12 protein-coding genes are annotated in these 17,867 nt (G+C 44.5%); 2 read left to right on the top strand and 10 right to left on the bottom strand.

Translation table 11 applies throughout. The features are described from left to right. Positions 1 to 2: 2 nt before the first annotated feature. The 4 genes from EXT48_RS17580 to EXT48_RS17595 form a co-directional block, all read right to left on the bottom strand. On the bottom strand, positions 3 to 1,148 hold the full coding sequence (locus EXT48_RS17580; RefSeq protein ID WP_130165191.1) for a restriction endonuclease subunit S: 1,146 nt from the start codon (positions 1,146 to 1,148) through the stop codon (positions 3 to 5). Next, on the bottom strand, positions 1,145 to 2,752 hold the full coding sequence (locus EXT48_RS17585) for a class I SAM-dependent DNA methyltransferase (protein WP_130165266.1): 1,608 nt from the start codon (positions 2,750 to 2,752) through the stop codon (positions 1,145 to 1,147). Before EXT48_RS17585 ends, EXT48_RS17580 begins: the two co-directional genes overlap by 4 nt. 603 nt (positions 2,753 to 3,355) lie before the next feature. Continuing rightward, the gene (glmS, locus tag EXT48_RS17590) at positions 3,356 to 5,176 is read right to left on the bottom strand and encodes a glutamine--fructose-6-phosphate transaminase (isomerizing) (RefSeq protein ID WP_130165192.1); all 1,821 of its coding nucleotides are present in this window, start codon (positions 5,174 to 5,176) and stop codon (positions 3,356 to 3,358) included. Between the two features lie 10 nt (positions 5,177 to 5,186). After that, a complete protein-coding gene (locus EXT48_RS17595; protein ID WP_130165193.1) occupies positions 5,187 to 5,969 on the bottom strand; it encodes a DeoR/GlpR family DNA-binding transcription regulator in 783 nt (260 codons plus the stop codon). 149 nt (positions 5,970 to 6,118) lie between these two features. Between EXT48_RS17595 and EXT48_RS17600 the strand changes: the two genes are divergently transcribed. Then, positions 6,119 to 8,020 carry a PKD domain-containing protein gene (locus EXT48_RS17600; RefSeq protein ID WP_130165194.1) on the top strand — a complete coding sequence of 634 codons (1,902 nt, stop codon included), beginning with the start codon at positions 6,119 to 6,121 and terminating at the stop codon, positions 8,018 to 8,020. Positions 8,021 to 8,084: 64 nt separating this feature from the next. Here the strand turns inward: EXT48_RS17600 and EXT48_RS17605 are convergent, their stop codons facing one another. Next, on the bottom strand, positions 8,085 to 8,405 hold the full coding sequence (locus EXT48_RS17605; RefSeq protein ID WP_095729450.1) for a DUF6482 family protein: 321 nt from the start codon (positions 8,403 to 8,405) through the stop codon (positions 8,085 to 8,087). Positions 8,406 to 8,942: 537 nt separating this feature from the next. On the opposite strand from EXT48_RS17605, the gene EXT48_RS17610 reads away from it, so the two are divergent. Then, entirely contained in the window at positions 8,943 to 9,218 is a 276-nt protein-coding gene (locus tag EXT48_RS17610; protein WP_276320168.1) for a transposase, read from the top strand. Here EXT48_RS17610 and EXT48_RS17615 read toward each other — a convergent pair. From EXT48_RS17615 to EXT48_RS17635, 5 genes are all read right to left on the bottom strand, one after another. Then, the gene (locus tag EXT48_RS17615; protein WP_130165196.1) at positions 9,204 to 10,328 is read right to left on the bottom strand and encodes a glycosyltransferase; all 1,125 of its coding nucleotides are present in this window, start codon (positions 10,326 to 10,328) and stop codon (positions 9,204 to 9,206) included. The two genes, EXT48_RS17610 and EXT48_RS17615, sit on opposite strands and share 15 nt — an antisense overlap. Then, positions 10,325 to 11,353, bottom strand: coding sequence for a glycosyltransferase family 9 protein (locus tag EXT48_RS17620; RefSeq protein ID WP_130165197.1), 1,029 nt, complete (start codon positions 11,351 to 11,353; stop codon positions 10,325 to 10,327). Before EXT48_RS17620 ends, EXT48_RS17615 begins: the two co-directional genes overlap by 4 nt. Before the next feature lies 1 nt (position 11,354). Continuing rightward, on the bottom strand, positions 11,355 to 12,707 hold the full coding sequence (locus tag EXT48_RS17625; protein ID WP_130165198.1) for a 3-deoxy-D-manno-octulosonic acid transferase: 1,353 nt from the start codon (positions 12,705 to 12,707) through the stop codon (positions 11,355 to 11,357). Positions 12,708 to 12,829: 122 nt separating this feature from the next. After that, positions 12,830 to 15,244 carry an FtsX-like permease family protein gene (locus tag EXT48_RS17630; RefSeq protein ID WP_130165199.1) on the bottom strand — a complete coding sequence of 805 codons (2,415 nt, stop codon included), beginning with the start codon at positions 15,242 to 15,244 and terminating at the stop codon, positions 12,830 to 12,832. Positions 15,245 to 15,470: 226 nt separating this feature from the next. After that, complete coding sequence (locus tag EXT48_RS17635; RefSeq protein ID WP_130165200.1) at positions 15,471 to 17,867, bottom strand: ABC transporter permease; 2,397 nt, start codon at positions 17,865 to 17,867, stop codon at positions 15,471 to 15,473.

The raw sequence follows: 17,867 nt of genomic DNA on the forward strand, positions 1-17,867 counted from the left end.
CGTTATAGGTTTAGCTCGCCTTTAAAGGCTTTTTGCATAAGGGCTTTAAAATTAGACTCATGCAAGGCTTCTTCCGCTTTTTGATTCGCCAACAATTCTCTAATAACTTGAATTGCCTTGATATACTCTTCTTGCTTTTCAAGGCTTGGTACGATGATCCTAATGTTCAACAAATCGGCCATATCGATTCGTTTTGTACCATGTGCAGCCGTAGAGACAATACCTAGCAAATGAGCGTGCATACTTGATAATGCCGCTAGTAAAAATTCACTGGTGATAGATTCAGACTTAACCATTAATGCTTTTATATCTTGATTGATAGCAAGTTTTTTTCGAGTAATTGCCAACGGAACCGTATGTGCCAGAATCATTCCTCTAACGACAATAAGTATTGAATTTAAGGGGATACTTTTTAAATTAGTTTCAGTAAAAGTAATCTCATTAACATGATCAATGGCGTCATATAATTCTGGTACTTTCATATCCTTCGGAGAAACCCAAGGTACATCTCCGACCCAAAAACTATCATTTGATTTAGATGGCGTAGCTCCACTCAGTACTGAAACAAGATCTTTGAGTTTCGTAACTTCAAAACTCTTCGGATTAGTCACCGGATCACCAAACATATCAACAAACACTGACTGAGCGAGGCTGTTTAGCTCTTGCTCCATTTGCTGGCAGTCTTTACGCAGTTGGTCGGCTTGTTCTAGCACTGCTGCGATTTGCTTTTGGGTTTCTAGTGGCCAATCTGGGACATCTATATCTAAGAGTTTTTTAACCGACAGGTGTTTTACAGTAACAAAAGGAGTGTCATCCCAAATCTTTTTTAGCTTTAGAGGTAGTAAGTAGTAGATAAACTTCTTACATACTTTCGTTGGGTCTACTTCTATTTTGCATACGCGCTGGTTTAACAGAGCTTTTCCACCGCGCCAATATGCAGTATTAAAGTCACCATCCATGCCAACCAAAATATCACCATTTTCAAGAATGTACTTTTCGTCAAACTCACCGGAGTAGTAAGTGTTTGAGGTGCCTCTAACAACATCCCTTATTCTTACTACTGGTATTCCTTTCTCTCCAAACAATTCTGATTTAAAAGCAAACCCCGAGAGTACATTACATAAAGTCGCTAATTTAACGGTTTTCACAGCAACTTCTCCAACTCAGCTACCCCCTTCGCCATCTTATCCTGCAACGTTTTTATTCGCTTCAAGATGTCTTGCGGCGCATCGTATTGCACTTCTTCGTAAACCACTTCTTTGTAGCGATTGATGCTTAGATCAAAGTCGTTATTGGTAATGTCCTCTACCGGAACCATAAAGCTCTGCTCAGTCTTCTTGCGCTTATGTTCTGGGCTGTCACTGTTTGGGGTGCAGTCTTCGTTGGTTAGCGATTTAAAGCGTGCAATGATATCGGCAATATTACTTTGCTCGTGGGTTGGCTGTTCGCCATCCTTGAACAGCTGTGAGCGCTTGTCATCCAATGAGTAACCATCTGCCTGCATATCGTAGAACCAAACGTTATCGGTACCACCACTGTTGGTTTTAGTGAAGATAAGAATGGCGGTACTTACCCCTGCGTAGGGTTTGAACACACCAGAAGGAAGTGAAATGACCGCTTCCAATTTTTGGTCCTGCACGATTTTTTGACGAATGGTTTTGTGCGCCTTGGTTGAACCAAATAACACGCCATCTGGAATGATAACTGCGGCACGGCCACCAACTTTCAACATACGAAGGATTAAGGCTAAGAATAATAACTCTGATTTTTCAGTCGGCTTTTTCTGTTTAACCTCAACTTGGATCTCGTTACCGTTTTCGTCAGTTTCAGTTTTGAATTTCGGTGCCGTTTTCTTAACAATTGGGTTTTTACCTAATGCACGAAGTAAGTCTGGTGCAACAATATCGAAATCAACTGAGCCTTTAAACGGTGGGTTGGCAAGGATAAGGTTGTAGGCTTCAGAGATATTCTCGTCACCTTGGTCTTGTAAGCTATCGCGGTAGTGAACACTTGGGTTTTCAATCCCATGCAGCAGCATGTTCATCGCACCAATGCGTAGCATGTGTTTATCGAAGTCGAAGCCAGTAAACATTTCGTTGTTAAAGTGCTTACGGTTATCAGGTTTGTTCAATTCTTTCGCGTGATGCTCTTCAACGTATTCAACCGCCGCCATTAAGAAACCACATGTCCCTGATGATGGGTCACAAATGGTGTCGCCCACTTTTGGCTGCATCAGCTCGACCATCATTTGGATGATATTGCGCGGAGTACGGAACTGACCATTTACGCCTGATTGTTGCAACTTGCTTAACAGATACTCGTACAGATCGCCTTTGGTGTCTTTGTCGTTCATGTCGATAGCACTTAGTAGCTGTACGACCTGATCTAATAGCTTAGCCGATGGGATCATGAAAATCGCATCTTTCATGTGTTCAGCAAAGCTACCTTCATTTTGTAGCGCCTTGATTTTAGGGAACACGCGATCACGGACGATTTCCATCATGACGTCTGGATCTTTGTCTTTGAAACTACTCCAGCGAAGGGCTTGTTCTTCAGGCGAAAAGGTTGGGTTGTTCATCGGTAGACCCGTTGCCTGGCTGCGCCGCTCTGCGGTCTTTTGCAGCTCATCTAAACGACGAATAAACAGCAGGTAGGAGATCTGCTCAATCACTGAGATTGGGTTCGCGACACCGCCTGTCCAAAACATTTCCCAAACTTGGTCGATCTGATTACGAATTTTGCCTGTTAACATCATGATTCTCTTTGGTAAACCTGTAGCCAAGTAGTTGGCTTATATTGACTTTATCTTACTGTATCATTAATGCTTAGACACTCAATTTTTTGGGTTAATGCGCAACCGTACCTTTTAAATGCTCACTCAAAAGCTTCTACCCGTCAGGTTTCATACTAACATTCCGTTCTTAATACACTTTCAGCCGCTACTTTTTGGCCCTATTGAGCGTGTCTTAAAGATCCTACTTTTGAAAGCCATTATGAAAGCGTGAATATGGAAGACTCAGAGGTTTTGGATGTTCTGTTAACATCAACGAGATCATAGAAGATAAAGCGAATTGCTTAACCAAAAGTACCCGTATGGATTGAACCCAACAAATTGGTGAGTAAGTTCATCAGTACCATTCCATCAACACTCAAATTACAAAAAGCCTAAGCTTGGTTCTTAGTCTATCGACTGCTCAAAATTCAATGTATTAAATTTTCTCTTTCTCCCACAAAAATGTCGCCCAGCAATATAGTTTCATACTGAGCGGGGCTGTAGGGCTTATTCTTCGGCTTGGAAATTTGAGGTTGGGAACTTTATTATTCACCCACAAAAAGGGCGCTTGCGCGCCTTTTCTTATTCTACCGTTACACTCTTTGCGAGATTTCTCGGTTGGTCAACATCGGTGCCTTTGATCACGGCTACATAGTATGAAAGTAGCTGTAGTGGGATGGTGTAAACCACTGGGGCGATGATGTTTTCTACGTGATTGACGTTCATTACTCGCATGGTGTCATCCGAGGCAAAGTTTGAGTCTTTGTCTGCAAATACATAGATGATACCGCCGCGTGCGCGCACTTCTTCAACGTTTGATTTGAGCTTTTCAAGCAGCTCGTTGTTTGGTGCAACGACGATAATAGGCATATCTGCGTCGATAAGCGCTAGCGGGCCGTGTTTTAGCTCGCCTGCCGCATAAGCTTCTGCGTGGATGTAGGAGATCTCTTTAAGCTTAAGTGCACCTTCCATTGCGATTGGGTATTGTGAACCACGGCCAAGGAACAATGAGTGATGTTTGTCGGCGAATTCTTCTGCCAGTAGCTCAATGCCATCGGCCATCGTTAGGGTTTCTTCAAGCTTGGTTGGCAGGGTTTTGATAGCGTTGACGATTGCGCTTTGATCACGGCCTTTTTCCTGCGCGATCGATGCAGTTAGCATCAATAAGCCAACTAATTGAGTTGTAAATGCTTTGGTTGATGCCACCCCAATTTCAGCGCCGGCTTTGGTCATAAAGGCAAGATCTGACTCACGTACTAGCGATGAGCCAGGTACGTTACAGATGGTCATCGACGCCATATAGCCTTGCTCTTTGGCAAGACGTAGTGCCGCAAGCGTGTCTGCGGTTTCGCCCGATTGTGAAATGGTTACCAATAGGCTGTTTTCGTGAACGAATGAGTCGCGGTAGCGAAATTCTGAGGCGATTTCAACGTTACAGCTTACGCCTGCAAATTGCTCTAGCCAGTAGCGCGCCACCATGCCTGAGTGGTAAGACGTACCACACGCGATGATCTGTACGTGTTTTACATCTTTAAAAATTTCGTTGGCTTTGTCGCCAAATGCGTCGATACTGACGCGATCGTTATCTAAACGGCCTTCAAGTGTGTTACGTACGGCCATTGGCTGCTCGTAGATTTCTTTTAGCATGTAGTGGCGATATTCGCCTTTGCCCGACACATCTTGAGTAATGTTAGACTCAACCACTTCGCGCTCTACAGGATTGCCGTTAATGTCGAAGATTTCTACCGTTTCGCGAGTAATGCGTGCTACATCACCTTCTTCTAGGAAGATAAAGCTGCGTGTTACTGGTAATAGTGCAAGTTGATCAGAGGCAATAAAGTTTTCACCAAGGCCAAGGCCGATAACCAGTGGGCTGCCTGAGCGTGCCACGATGATTTCATCTTGGTTTGCTTTGTCAAACAATACCGTGCCGTATGCACCTTCAAGCTGTTTTACCGCTGCTTGCACGGCAGCAAGTAATGTAGTGTGTTGCTGTCTGAGTTGATGGATCAGGTGCACCATCACTTCGGTGTCGGTGTCAGATAAAAACTCGTAACCGTCTTCTTTTAATGCCGCGCGCAAGCCTTCGTGGTTTTCAATAATGCCGTTGTGTACCAGCGCAATTTCGCTGTTAGAAATATGCGGGTGCGCGTTAGCTTCTGTTACGCCGCCGTGTGTTGCCCAGCGCGTGTGCGCGATACCGGTAGTACCTTTTACTTCTGCATTTTCAAGCGCAGATTCTAGGTTTACCACTTTACCTACGGCTTTCACGCTGTTGAGTACACCACCTTCGCAAAGCGCGACACCCGCAGAGTCATAACCACGGTACTCAAGGCGTTTTAGGCCTTCGATAAGAATTTTGTTTACTGGACGCTCAGCAACAGCGCCTACGATTCCACACATAATCTCTCCATTATTTGCACGTTGTGTGTAGTTCAGCACAGATAAGTTGTATGCCACGCGCTTCGATCGCTTGGCGGAGGTCATCGGCCAAGTTGTTGTCGGTGATCAAAGTGGTGATCTGTGCCCAAGGTATTTCTAAATTTGGAATTTTACGGCCAATCTTGTCGGATTCGACCATCACAATCACTTCACGGGCTGACTTTGCCATCACACGGCTCAGCCCAATTAATTCGTTGAATGTAGTTGTGCCGCGCTCTACATCAATGCCATCGGCACCAATAAAAAGCTGATCAAAGTCATAGGATTGCAGTACTTGTTCTGCTACTTGCCCTTGAAAGGATTCTGAGTGCGGATCCCATGTCCCGCCGGTCATCAATAAGGTTGGCTCATTTTCTAGTGATAACAATCGATTAGCGATATTCATCGCATTGGTCATCACGACTAAACCGCGCTTTTGCGCAAGCTCAGGAATTAGGGTTTCAGTGGTTCTGCCGCTATCGATAATGATGCGATTGTGATCTTTAATCAGCTCGGCGGCCGCTTTGGCAATGGCCATTTTACGTACCGAGTCTTGCTCGTCTTTACCTGATGCGATGATCTCTTTAGGAAGGGCTATCGCACCGCCATAGCGGCGTAGTAACAGGCCGCTTTTTTCTAGTGCCGTTAAATCCTTACGAATCGTAACTTCTGACGTTTCAAACTCAGCGGCGAGTGATTCTACGCTTACTTCACCGTATTCATTCACCCATGAAAGAATGGTATGTCTGCGCTGTTGAGTATTTCGTTTAGTCATTAAATAAGTTTCGTTTCGAAATTTAAGGCGATTATAGTCGAAACTTCAAAACCTAAACAAGTTAAATTTTGCACTGAACAAATTTTAACTGGAAATATTTTGGTCATCAGGATACATTTCCCAGTTGAGGTACTTAAAAGGATAATTAAATGAACAAAAACTTAATAACATCAATACTTTGTTGTTCACTATTACTAGCAGGATGCGGCGGTTCAGGCGGTGACACCACACCAGTCAATCAGGATAGCGGCAAAAATGGAAATAATGGCAACACAGATTCAAATAACGGCAACACGGATTCAAATAACGATAATACAGATTCAGGAACGGATACCACGACTAAGCCAGTCGCTAAAATTCAGGCAAGTGCCTTTGGGGAGACAGGCAACGTCATTCAGCTTAGCACTGCGGGAAGTACGATCCCTGAAAATGCCGAAATAACATGGCAGTGGCAAGCCAAACCCCAAGGCAGTAACGCTCAGTTATCTAACCCCAACACTAAGCAAGCGCAATTTACCGCTGATGTTGCAGGTAGCTACATAGTAGGACTAACAATCAAGTCAGGTAGTAACGAATCGACAACACAGTTTGAGATCCGTGTAAAAGAAAAAACCACACCAAGTGTGAACACGCCTCCTGTCGCTGATTTCACACTCACAAAACAGGAAATTGCCATCAACGAGCATCTACAGTTAGATGCGAGCAACAGCTCAGACTCAGACGGCGATAATCTCAGTTATAAATGGCAAGTTACTGCACCTGCTCATGTTGATGAATACACATTGGTAAGCCCTAACAATAACCTTGCCTCTTTCGCCTCTAAATTTGCGGGTGAATACACTATTACTTTAACCGTTTATGATGGTAAATCGTCACATAGCAAATCAGAAAAAGTCATTGTTGTGGATAACCAACCAGCTCTTAAAGCGGTTATTTCAGCACCTTCAGAGGTTACATTAAGCTCAATGACTTTTGTTGAGCTGAAAAGCGATGGTAGTCAGTATCAAGGCGCTGTAACACCGCTTTGGAGTTTTGACAGCAAACCGAGCGGCAGCCAAGCCGCAATGGCAACACCAAATGGATTTCTCACCTCGCTTCAATTAGATAAGGCTGGACAATATAAAATCCGCTTTAGCCTTAAAGACAAACAGGGCCGTTTAAGTGAAGCAACCCATACCTTAACGGCCAAATTAGGCGAAGCAAACAAACCTCTTGTATTCGTCGACGCGCCGGAGTCAACCAAAATCAATGAAGCCATCGAGCTTAGTGCCAAGCGAAGTAGAGATACAAGCGGAAGAACACTCTCCTTTAGTTGGACGTTTGAGCCATTTGAAGCCGGTTTGACCTATTCCGTTACGAATGAAGATACCGATACGGTGATTTTTACGCCTCACGGAGAGGGGAGTTACCGTTATTTTGTGGAGGTAAGTAACGGTGAGCTAAGCCAAACCGCCAGTGGCGTGATAAAGAGTTACCCTGAAAATTATGGACCTACAGCGTCTATGAGCCCACAAATATCTACAGCTACGGAAGGGGAAACCAAAGTCTTTGTGGTATCCGCAGAAGATAAAGATGGCGATCCGATCACTTATCGCTGGTCGCTTGAAACGAGGCCAGAGAATAGCACGGCAGTGGTCAATAATGCTGATAATCGCGCATCTATTACCTTTGATGAAGCTGGTAACTATGTGCTGAAATGCATAGTGTCTGATGGCAAGGTTGAACTAGTAGTCGCAGCACTCATCACAGTAAATGCAGTTCAAAATAGCGCTCCTGTAATTACGGCACTGGACTATCAAGGTGTACTGAAAACAGATGCAGCGCTTTGGATAACTCCAACTGTTATGGATAGCGACAGCAACGCAGGCAATTTGACCTATTTTTGGAAGGTGGTTGCTCCGTCTGGTGAAGTGATTGACAGTACCGCAGCTCATGACTCGAACCTACAATTCACTCCTGTAGCATCAGGCGACTATCAGGTAAGTTTAAGTGTTGTTGATGAAAAGTCCGCTTCCGTTGCAACTAAAACGATAACACTCTCAGTAGAATAAGGTCTCTCTACTCGATACCTTGTAAGGCTTAAGCACTCACCTATGGGCGCTTAAGCCTTTTTGTTTAAACGGATATGTCGGATGGAGTTAAGTGACGGATCTCCATATTGCTGATATGCGTTCCCGAAGAGTCCTCTGGACCAATTTCATCATAGGCAGACTCAACTCTGAGGTAGGCTTGAGTTGCGCCGAGTTCCGCCAGCTTTGTCTCGGCCTCTCGCAGCGAGTTAAACGGCGTTAGTTTACCCTCGGCATGCATTAAGATATGCAAGTTCCCATCAACATCCTGACCACCCGCAAGATAGTGATTTGAATCCGCGTAGCTAAGCACGATGGCATGGAGTTCTTTATTAGCGATTTTTTCTTTGAGTGTGGCAGCAAGCATAATACTCTCCTCGTTTAACCGATTAATAATTAAACGACATATGTGCGTGTTTGGTTCACCTTGATTGTCGTGAATGTTTTGTCGCGAACCTGTTGTCGTGATAAATCACGACCTACCATCCAAATGTGGGTCGAGGTTTACCTCGACAGATTTAATCGAAGGGATTATCTTTAAAATTCATCTCTCAATTGCAAGGAGTGCACATGAGCTGGAATGGCCTGAGAAAAGGCAGGATATCAATCCCGTACGCGGAATACTTCATTACGTTTAACTGCCATAAACGCACGCCCTATTTTACGGATTATCGGCTGGCACGATTGTTTTGCCAATCTATCTCACATAATGAACAAAAGTTTGAGTGCTGCTGGCAAACATGGGTGTTATACCAGTTGTATTAAGTAAATGATCTATTTTGAAGCGGGGAAATAGCTTTAGTAGCAAGGCAAAAATTTTGCTATTTAGTTGTTCTAAATGAGAAATTTTTAACGAAGCTAATATGCTATTTCACCCTTCAAATTGATTAGAGAATTAATTCAATTGGTATTAATGCCAGATCACTTTCATGGCTTACTGACACTTGGAAATACGCAACTTGGTAAGGTTGTTGGAGAATTAAAAGGCAGAACAGCTTACCTGCTAAATAACCAACTGGATTCAAAATACAAAGTTTGGCAAAGCGCGTATTACGATCATCAGCTAAGGTCCACAGAAGATAGGCATACCATTGCCCGCTATATTGCTGCAAACCCACTAAGAACCAAGCTAGTAGGTCGCATTGGTGATTATCCTTATTGGAACTCACACTTTCTGTGATTGGCTGGTTAAAGGCGCTCTTCCCAACTCAGTTAACACGCTTCGATACACCGACAAGTTACCTTCCGCCATCACCTCAATGGCAAATTCACTGCATATTTTAGCACGACCTTTACGGCCCATTTGCTCTCGTAAAATCTGGTCCTGCAATAAACGATTAAGATCTTGGGTAAACTGAACTTGATTACCAACCGGAGCGAGTAATCCGGTTTCATTGTGCGCAACCGCTTCAGGAATGCCGCCAGCAGCAAAGCCCACAACAGGCACGCCAGATGCGCAGCTTTGTAATAACGCGACACCTAACCCTTCCATCGATGCTGGATGTGCAACAATATCAACCGCAGGTAAAATACGCGCTACGTCTTGTCGAAATCCCACCAGCTGGACAACTTTTTGCAGCCCCAGCTCGTCTATACGCGCCTGATACTGTTGCTGCTTTGGCCCTCGACCAAACAGTAATACGCGCAAATTAGGATGCTCAACAATGAGTTTTTTGGCTGCACGCATGATCACATCTTGCCCTTTGCGCTCTATCAGCTGCGCAAAATTAGCCACAACCAAGGCATTTTGTGGCAGCTCAAACTCATCAAGCAGCCATTGCCGCTCCGCGCTACTTGGTGCAAAGCGCTGGGTATCGACTGCACTGTGGACTAACTTTACTTGCTCAGAGGCAACACCCTGCGAGAGTAATACTTGACGGATCCCCTCTGAGATAGCGATAACTTTATCGTAGGCTGGGTATTTTAATTTTGACCACCAGCGTGGCTCGGTGTTGTCGACTCGTCTCGATAAAATAACAGGGACATTAAGCGACTTCGCGGCAAGTAATCCCCAAGTATCAACCCCTCGACGGCTGTGAATATGAACACAATCAGGCCGATGGTGGGTAATAGCCCTTCGTAACCGCAACCATTGCATGACATCGAGATCGCCTGCCATTTTCACAGGCTCTACAACTACTTGCTTATCAACGGCTGCAATCATTTCACTATTTGGCGGGCAAACCAGTACGTTTTCAATGCCCTTTTGCTGCAACGCTTGGGTTAAATATACCACTTGTTGTGCGCCGCCATATAAGTGACGACCCGCTTCAATATGCAGAACTTTCATAGCACTTCTCCTAGTGCGCTCGAGACTCTTTGTGGCGTGAGCCCCACCATACAATCAAAACGAGCCTCACAGGTTGGCCGGCGTTTGCATGGTGAGCAAGCAAGTTTATCGCTCAACACGCGACCATTTGGATTGAAGGTGTTTTCATACGGTAAGGTTGAACCAAACAATGCAATAACCGGGGTATGATGCGCCATCGCCATGTGAGTTAGCCCTGTATCGACGCCAATCACACCTTTTGCCCCCCGAATGATCTCGCTGCACTCAAGCAATGTCGTTTTCCCGGTTAGATTAATGATCCCCGGCATCTGTTTTGCTAAACGCTCGCTATGAGCGATATCACTTGGTCCACCCAATATAATAATATGCGCACAAATAGACTGATTTACTTGTTTATACAACTCACGCCAATGCCCATCTACCCAGTGTTTCTGTACTCTCGTTGTAAACGGGCAAAACACCACATAAGGTTGACCTTGAGTATGCTCCAATAGCAGTGCTTCTGTGTGTTGTTGTGTCTCTTTCGAGGCAATGAGCGAATATTGAAACGCCGCTTCTGGCGCACCAAAAAATTTCGCTGCAGCTCTGTATTCCGAGCTGATATCAGCAGACCAAGGCGAGGTCACTACCTTATTCATAAGCCACTGACTGCCCTCGCGACTATTGATCCCAACCTTATATTGAGCGCCGCTAAGCCAAGCTAGCACACCACTTTTAAGGAGTCCTTGGGCGTCGAGCACTAAGTCAAATTGTCGACTAGCCAACTGCTTTTTAAAGCTACTAACTCGCTTCAGTAGCGCTATGATCCCTTTTGCTTTTCGCACTTTTTGCCACTCATTGCGAGGCCACAGGATCACCTCATCTAGCAATGGATTTTGTTGTAGCAAGGTCGCGCCAGCAGGCTCAGCTAACCAGCTCAGTTTTGCTTCTGGATAACGTGCCTTTAGTGCAGAAATAAGGCCTGACGCCATCACGATATCACCAATGGCACTGAGCCGGACAATAAGGATATTGTTGTATTGCATGTTATCTGATCACCATTGGATGTAATCGGGTACTATGAACTGGCCGTTGCGCTTGCTTTAACTGATATAAAACTTGCAATGTGGTTTTGTGTAGTGCGCCATTATGCTTTGCGATTGCGGCTTGCCCAGCCTGTACTTGTTGTGCTGTTGCAGCACTATTTTGCCAAAAGCCGATGACTTCTTTAGCTATTTGCTGTGGTTCGTTACCCTCAACAAGTGCACCAACTTGACTCAGCGGCGCACATATATCTTCACAATTTCGTCGACTACTTCCCATTACAACAGCAGCCCCTTGGACAATGGCTTCGGCAGGATTATGACCACCGAGCTTAACTAACGAGCCACCGATAAAGGCAACGTGGGCATCACGATAAAACGCAAATAGTTTGCCCATCGTATCAAGCAGGTACACTTGAGTATTTGCCGTTAGTGTTAGTGTTGGCGCGTGCGAGTAACGCTGACAGCTCAGCCCGCTTGCTTGCAGCAGCTGCCATACCTCATCAAATCTTTCAGGATGACGCGGTGCGATAATTAGCCGAGCTGCTGGATTTTGCTGTAACAACTGTTTGTGCGCTGCGACCACCGCTATTTCTTCAGTGTCATGCGAGCTCCCCGCAATCCATGTCAACTGAGAGGGTTTTTGCGTTGGGTCGGCATGTTTAAGCTCTGGCCAATCGTACTTGATATTACCGCACATCATCAGTTTTTCTGGTGGTACACCCAACTCGCGAAAAGCTTGATAACTGAGCTCACTTTGCGGCAGAATTTTATGCACCTTTGACACCATAAAGGTAAAAAGACCTAACATGTTGGCATAACGATTTTTTGATCTGTCGGTCATGCGGGCATTTACCAGCATCACTCGACTGCCTTGGTTGCGCGACTGGCGAATAAGGTTCGGCCACCACTCCATCTCAACCGACATGGTCAATACCGGATTAAAATGCGTCAAGAACGCACCAACTGTCAATTGAAAGTCCAGTGGCAAATAAGTGTGAATGACTTGCTCCCCCCAGTTGCGCTCAATATAGTTGGAACCCGCAACCGTGGTACAAGTAAAAACAATGGGTAAATGAGGATGCTGTTTACGCAGCTCAGGAATAAGTTTAGCAATGGCGGCGCATTCGCCAACGGAGACGCCATGTAAATGAATACAGGCGGGTAAACGTTTACAATCGTAGACACCTAAGCGTTGCAAAAAGTGCCTTTTATAACCCGGTTTACGTAGCCATTTTTTTAATAAGATCAGCGCAATCAAAGGTAAACACAACAACAGGATACTGTTATAAACACCAATCCAAAGTGAATTAGCTGATCTTCTACGAAGACGAGAGGTTGTCTTAACCTTAGCCATAGCTACACCTTGTTATTCAAGCCTGAATTAACCCCAGTGTAACTATGGTTTTTGACACTAAATTGACAGCGAGTTATACCAACTTGCTTTATTAAGTGGTCTATTTTAAAAATTACTATCAGCTACTCGTAGCGCAGCGCTGATGAGGGGCGCCGGCTTGCAACCTTGTAGGTAACGAGTACAACGGTAAGCCAAGTAAGCAAGATCACAAGTAGGCCTGCGACTCCATAAATCCATATAGATTGATTTATCCGCTCATTAAAGCGATTAAGCCACTCACCAACTAGCCAATACGTCAGCGGGACTGCAAGTACCATACTCAATGCAGATAACCACAAATACTCTTTAGCAACCAAGCTAATTAACCCAATACGTGAAGCGCCTAACACTTTGCGGATAGCTAATTCCTTTTCTTTGCGCAAGGTAGTAAATGACGCTAATCCAAATGTTCCGAGTAAGGTCAGAAATATAGCTAAAGGACTAAAGATAGATAGCATGGTAAGCGTATAAAGTTCATTCTTGTGGGCCGCCAAGAACTCATCATAGAGAGACTGAACTTCTATATCACGACGATTGAGATGTGCAGCAAGGACTTGTTCAATTTCAGTGATCACGTTACCTGGATCAATGCCTTCAGCGATCTTTAATACCACATTTGCAGTTTCACCATCAACATGACCAAGCATCAATGAAGTAGGTTGTACTGCATTATTCACGGAACCAATTCTGATATCCTCAACTACGCCCACGACCTTGGCTGTCAACTTTCGCCTTGGTACGGTAACAGTGACGCCGATCACCTCATCAAGCTTCTCATATCCCGCTAAATGAGCCATTTTTTTGGTTATCAGGATAGCGACATGCGCCTCTCCATTTTGCTGTTCACGATACCAATCTCCAGTGTAATCGCGACTAAAGCCTCGTCCAGTAATCAGCTTTAACCCGAGTACATCAATTACGTCATAACCCGTATTGATTACTGCTAACATGCCGTCATAGGTTTCGCCATTTGGCCAAGTGTAATGCATCCCACCGTTAATGGCGGTTGCATAATTGGTATCGCTCAATGTCCAACCAGCCACACCTGAGATCTGGCCTAACTCATCAAGCAATGCGTTTCCTTGTTGCTGATAGATCAGCTCTGAGGGCAATTCTCGAATGATAATTCGCTGTGCTTTTTCGTAACCTACATCCAACTGTTTTACCAGCATCATTTGTTGATAGAGCATGCTGATAGCTGCTATCAGCCCTACGCCAATCGCACCTTGTAAGCATAAGGTTATTTTGCGGATCCTTGCTGATGAACGCCCTCGACTAAAATCGCCACTTAACACTTTTTTCGCACCAAATGACGAGATAAATAAAGCTGGATATAGCCCAGAAAATAAACCAACCACTGTCAATGTAATTACAAGACCGAGCATAAATAGAGAGTTGTATACCAATGTCAGGGGCTGCGCGATTAACTGATTAAAGTGCGGCAATGCCAACTCAACGATTACAACCCCTAAAAACCCTGAAAACAGCACAATCAGTAACGATTCTGACAGGAATTGTGTGACGAGTTGCGACTTACTGGCACCTAGCGCTTTACGTATGCCGACTTCTTTAGCGCGCTTTGCAGCACTGGCAATATTGAAGTTAATAAAATTAACGCTGGCTATGATCACAAGTAAAGTACTCAGCACAACGCTCACTTGCAGTGCCAAATAAGACCCGCCTTGCTTCATCTCAACGGTGCCATTGGTGTGAAAATGCAACTGGGTCAATGGAATAAACTGAAACTGGATATCTTTGAAGTTCGGGTTTTTAGCTCTTTTTTGCATCTCGCGCGTCATCTCTTGGGCTAACGCGTTGGGATCTGCTTCTGGCTGCAACTTCAAATACACATGACTACTAAAAGGACCGCGCTGTAATTTGGGTAAGTACATCAGCACATCAAAATCAAAGTGTGTATTTGCTTCCAAATCCGCAAAAACAGCAGCCACTTCATAGCTTCCCCCATCGTATTCAAGTTGCCTGCCGATAACATCTGTATCGCCAAACAAGCGCTTTGATTCTGTCTGGCTAAGGGCGATAAGATTGGGCTGAGAAAGAGCCTGAGTTAAGTCTCCATGTAATACTGAGATATTCACAAACTCAGCCAAATTTGGCGTCGCAACATACGCCTTTTTGAACTTAAAGCGCTGATCTTTAACCTTCACGATATCCGCCATTGGTTCGCCACTATATTGTAACGATTCAATCCGACTAATAATCAACAGGTCCTTAATTTGACTGTGCTTTTGCATCAGCTGCGGCATTCTAGGGTCAATCGCACCGCGCACGCCCACACCCACAGAACGCAAATCTAAATGCACTCGGTAAACATGATTTGCATCAGGCTGATGTTTATCAACAATCAACTGACTTTGGGCAAATAAAGCCACGATAATTGCAGCAGCAATTCCAATGCTGAAACCGATGACATTGAGCAGTGTGTGTAGCTTTTGCTTTATACTTACCCGAATTGCCGTACTCAAATATGAAGTGAGCATAGAAGATCCTTTTTAGTTATTTTTTATAAAGATATCCAGTACAACGTCACTTGATTTTTCCACTCGCGATTGTGACTCACTTTTGAAATGACTGCTTGTAGCAGCATATTCACACCATTCAAAAGCAGAAATGGTCGTGCCGATATTAGTGATGAACACACCAAGAAATAAATGATGAAAGCGGCCTAAATTAGGCCGCAATTTCTTGAGTGATTACCAATTTAATTTACTCATATCGCAAGATCAGCGACGGACGTGTACTCGCGGCTTTAAAGGCAAGGGTCGCCACAGTCAACCAAGTGATACCGGCAACCACCAAGGCTGCTGCACCATAAACCCACATCATTTGCTCAATACGATCATTAAAGTTTGCAAGCCAATCACCAACAAGCCAATAGGTTACCGGATAAGCTATGGCGATACTGACTCCCACCAAAGTCAGAAACTCTGTTGCTAAGATATTCACAATGCTTAGCCGTGATGCCCCCAAAACTTTGCGTACAGCCACTTCTTTTTGGCGACGAACCGTTGCAAAAGATGCCAATCCAAAAGTGCCCAAACAGGTTAAGAATACAGCTAGCGCGGTGAAGATAAGTACTACCTTAGAGATACGCTCATCACCACTAAGTACCGCCCTATAACTGTCTGAAAGGAGGTTGATCTCTGGTTCATACACGTTTGCGGTTTTTGCCAACACACTAATCACATCTTGTCTAATCTGTGCTAAATACTGCGGGTTAATCGTCAAGATCACTTCAGATGTTGGATTGAAATAAGTAAACCCTAATAAAAACATAATATTAGAACTCGCTTCTTGTGCATTCCCCACTTTGACGTCAGCGACGACACCAACCACTCGCATCTCTACGTTGCGGCCAGTATCTTTGATAGTTTTACCAATAATATCAGCAACATTACTGTAGCCAGCTTGCTTAGCGACCGACTCGGTAATAATGGTGCCTATTGTGGTTACGCCGTTAACTCGATTTGACCAATCACCGGTAAACTCTCGGCTAAAGTCTCGACCTGCAAGTAGCGTTAACCCCAACCCTTTGACTACCTCGTAGCTTGTGCCGATAACTGGCGTTAAGGATTGCGACTGTTCACCATTTGGCCAAGTGGGTACTAGGGTGTTATTAATCGAGCGAGTCAGCTGCGTATCTATCACACTGATATGTTCAACGCCCTCAATCGCCGCGAACTGTTTAACTAATGATGTTGGCGCTTTTGTAAAAGCCGCTTTAACGGGCACTTCTGAGACCACCAAACGTTGTGTGGTTTCGTAACCAAGCGGTAAGTTTTGCAAATGTGCCAACTGGTACTGTAGCGTTATCGAAGCAATAATTAACCCAACCGCAAGTGCAGCTTGTACAGTTAAAAGACTTTTGCGCACCCAAATCGCGGTACTCCCACGCTGTAAATCTCCGCTTAATACGCGTTTAGCACTAAAAGATGAGATAAAAAATGCAGGATAAAGACCTGCCAATACCCCCACAGTGACGGCAACCGCGACCACGACGACACTAAACATAGATGCATAATCAATATCTAATTCACGGCCAACTAGATTGTTGAAACTTGGCAATAGTAGCTCGACCAAAACACAGGCTATTGTCATTGCAAGCAATGACACGAGTACAGACTCTGATAAAAACTGTGCAACTAATTGCGACTTGCTAGCACCAAGTGCCTTGCGTACACCCACTTCTTTTGCACGTTTGGTCGACTGTGCAACCGTCATATTAATAAAGTTAAAGCCAGCGATAAGGATCAGCAGCACACTTAAACCAACACAGATCATCACCACTTGTTTCGCACCACCCACTTTCATTTCAAACGGTGACTTTGCAGTAAAGTGAAGGTCCGTTAAGGAGTGCAATTGCAGTGATAAGCGGCCTTTAAAGTCACCGAAATAGTATTTCTCCGTCAGTGTTTTTTCCAAGGCAGTAACGTCTGTTTGCGGTGCCAATCGTAAATAAACATAGCTAGAAGTTATATCCGTATTGGCTGGATCATGCTCTACCGACACTAGGTTTTTAAAGCCAAAATGCGTGTTTTCAGGTAAATCAGTAAATACTGCACCTACCGTATATTGGCCGTTTTTATGCTGCAGAGTCTCGCCAACCACGTTCGTGCGGCCAAAAATACGCTGAGCTTCTGAACTACTCAATGCAATGCTATTCGGTACACTCATGGCGCGACTTAGGCTACCTGCCACCGTTTCCATATCGATGAAGTTCTCGATATTTGCAGTTGCACCATAAAGATCATTCAGTTTAAACCCTTGATTTTTTACTGTCACATCGACTTCAGCTTCGCGGGTAAACTCCACCATCGTCAGCGCAAAAACCTCTTCAACCTGGCTATATTCAAGTGCTCGAGTGCCATTGATGTAATTAAAAACAGGAACGATCCCAAGCCCTAATTGCGAATAGTCTTGTGCAATTCGATACACGCGCTCAGCTTGAGGTTGCTGGCTGTCGTAAGACAGTTCATTTTTTGCAAACAGTGCGACCAAAATTGCCGCGGCTAAGCCCACACTAAGCCCAAGTACATTTAAAATAAAATGCTGTTTTTGCTGCTTAAAAGCACGCAATGCCGTTATTAGATAATTCACTATCAT

The organism is Pseudoalteromonas sp. CO348 (assembly GCF_004208845.1).
Taxonomy (GTDB): domain Bacteria; phylum Pseudomonadota; class Gammaproteobacteria; order Enterobacterales; family Alteromonadaceae; genus Pseudoalteromonas; species Pseudoalteromonas maricaloris.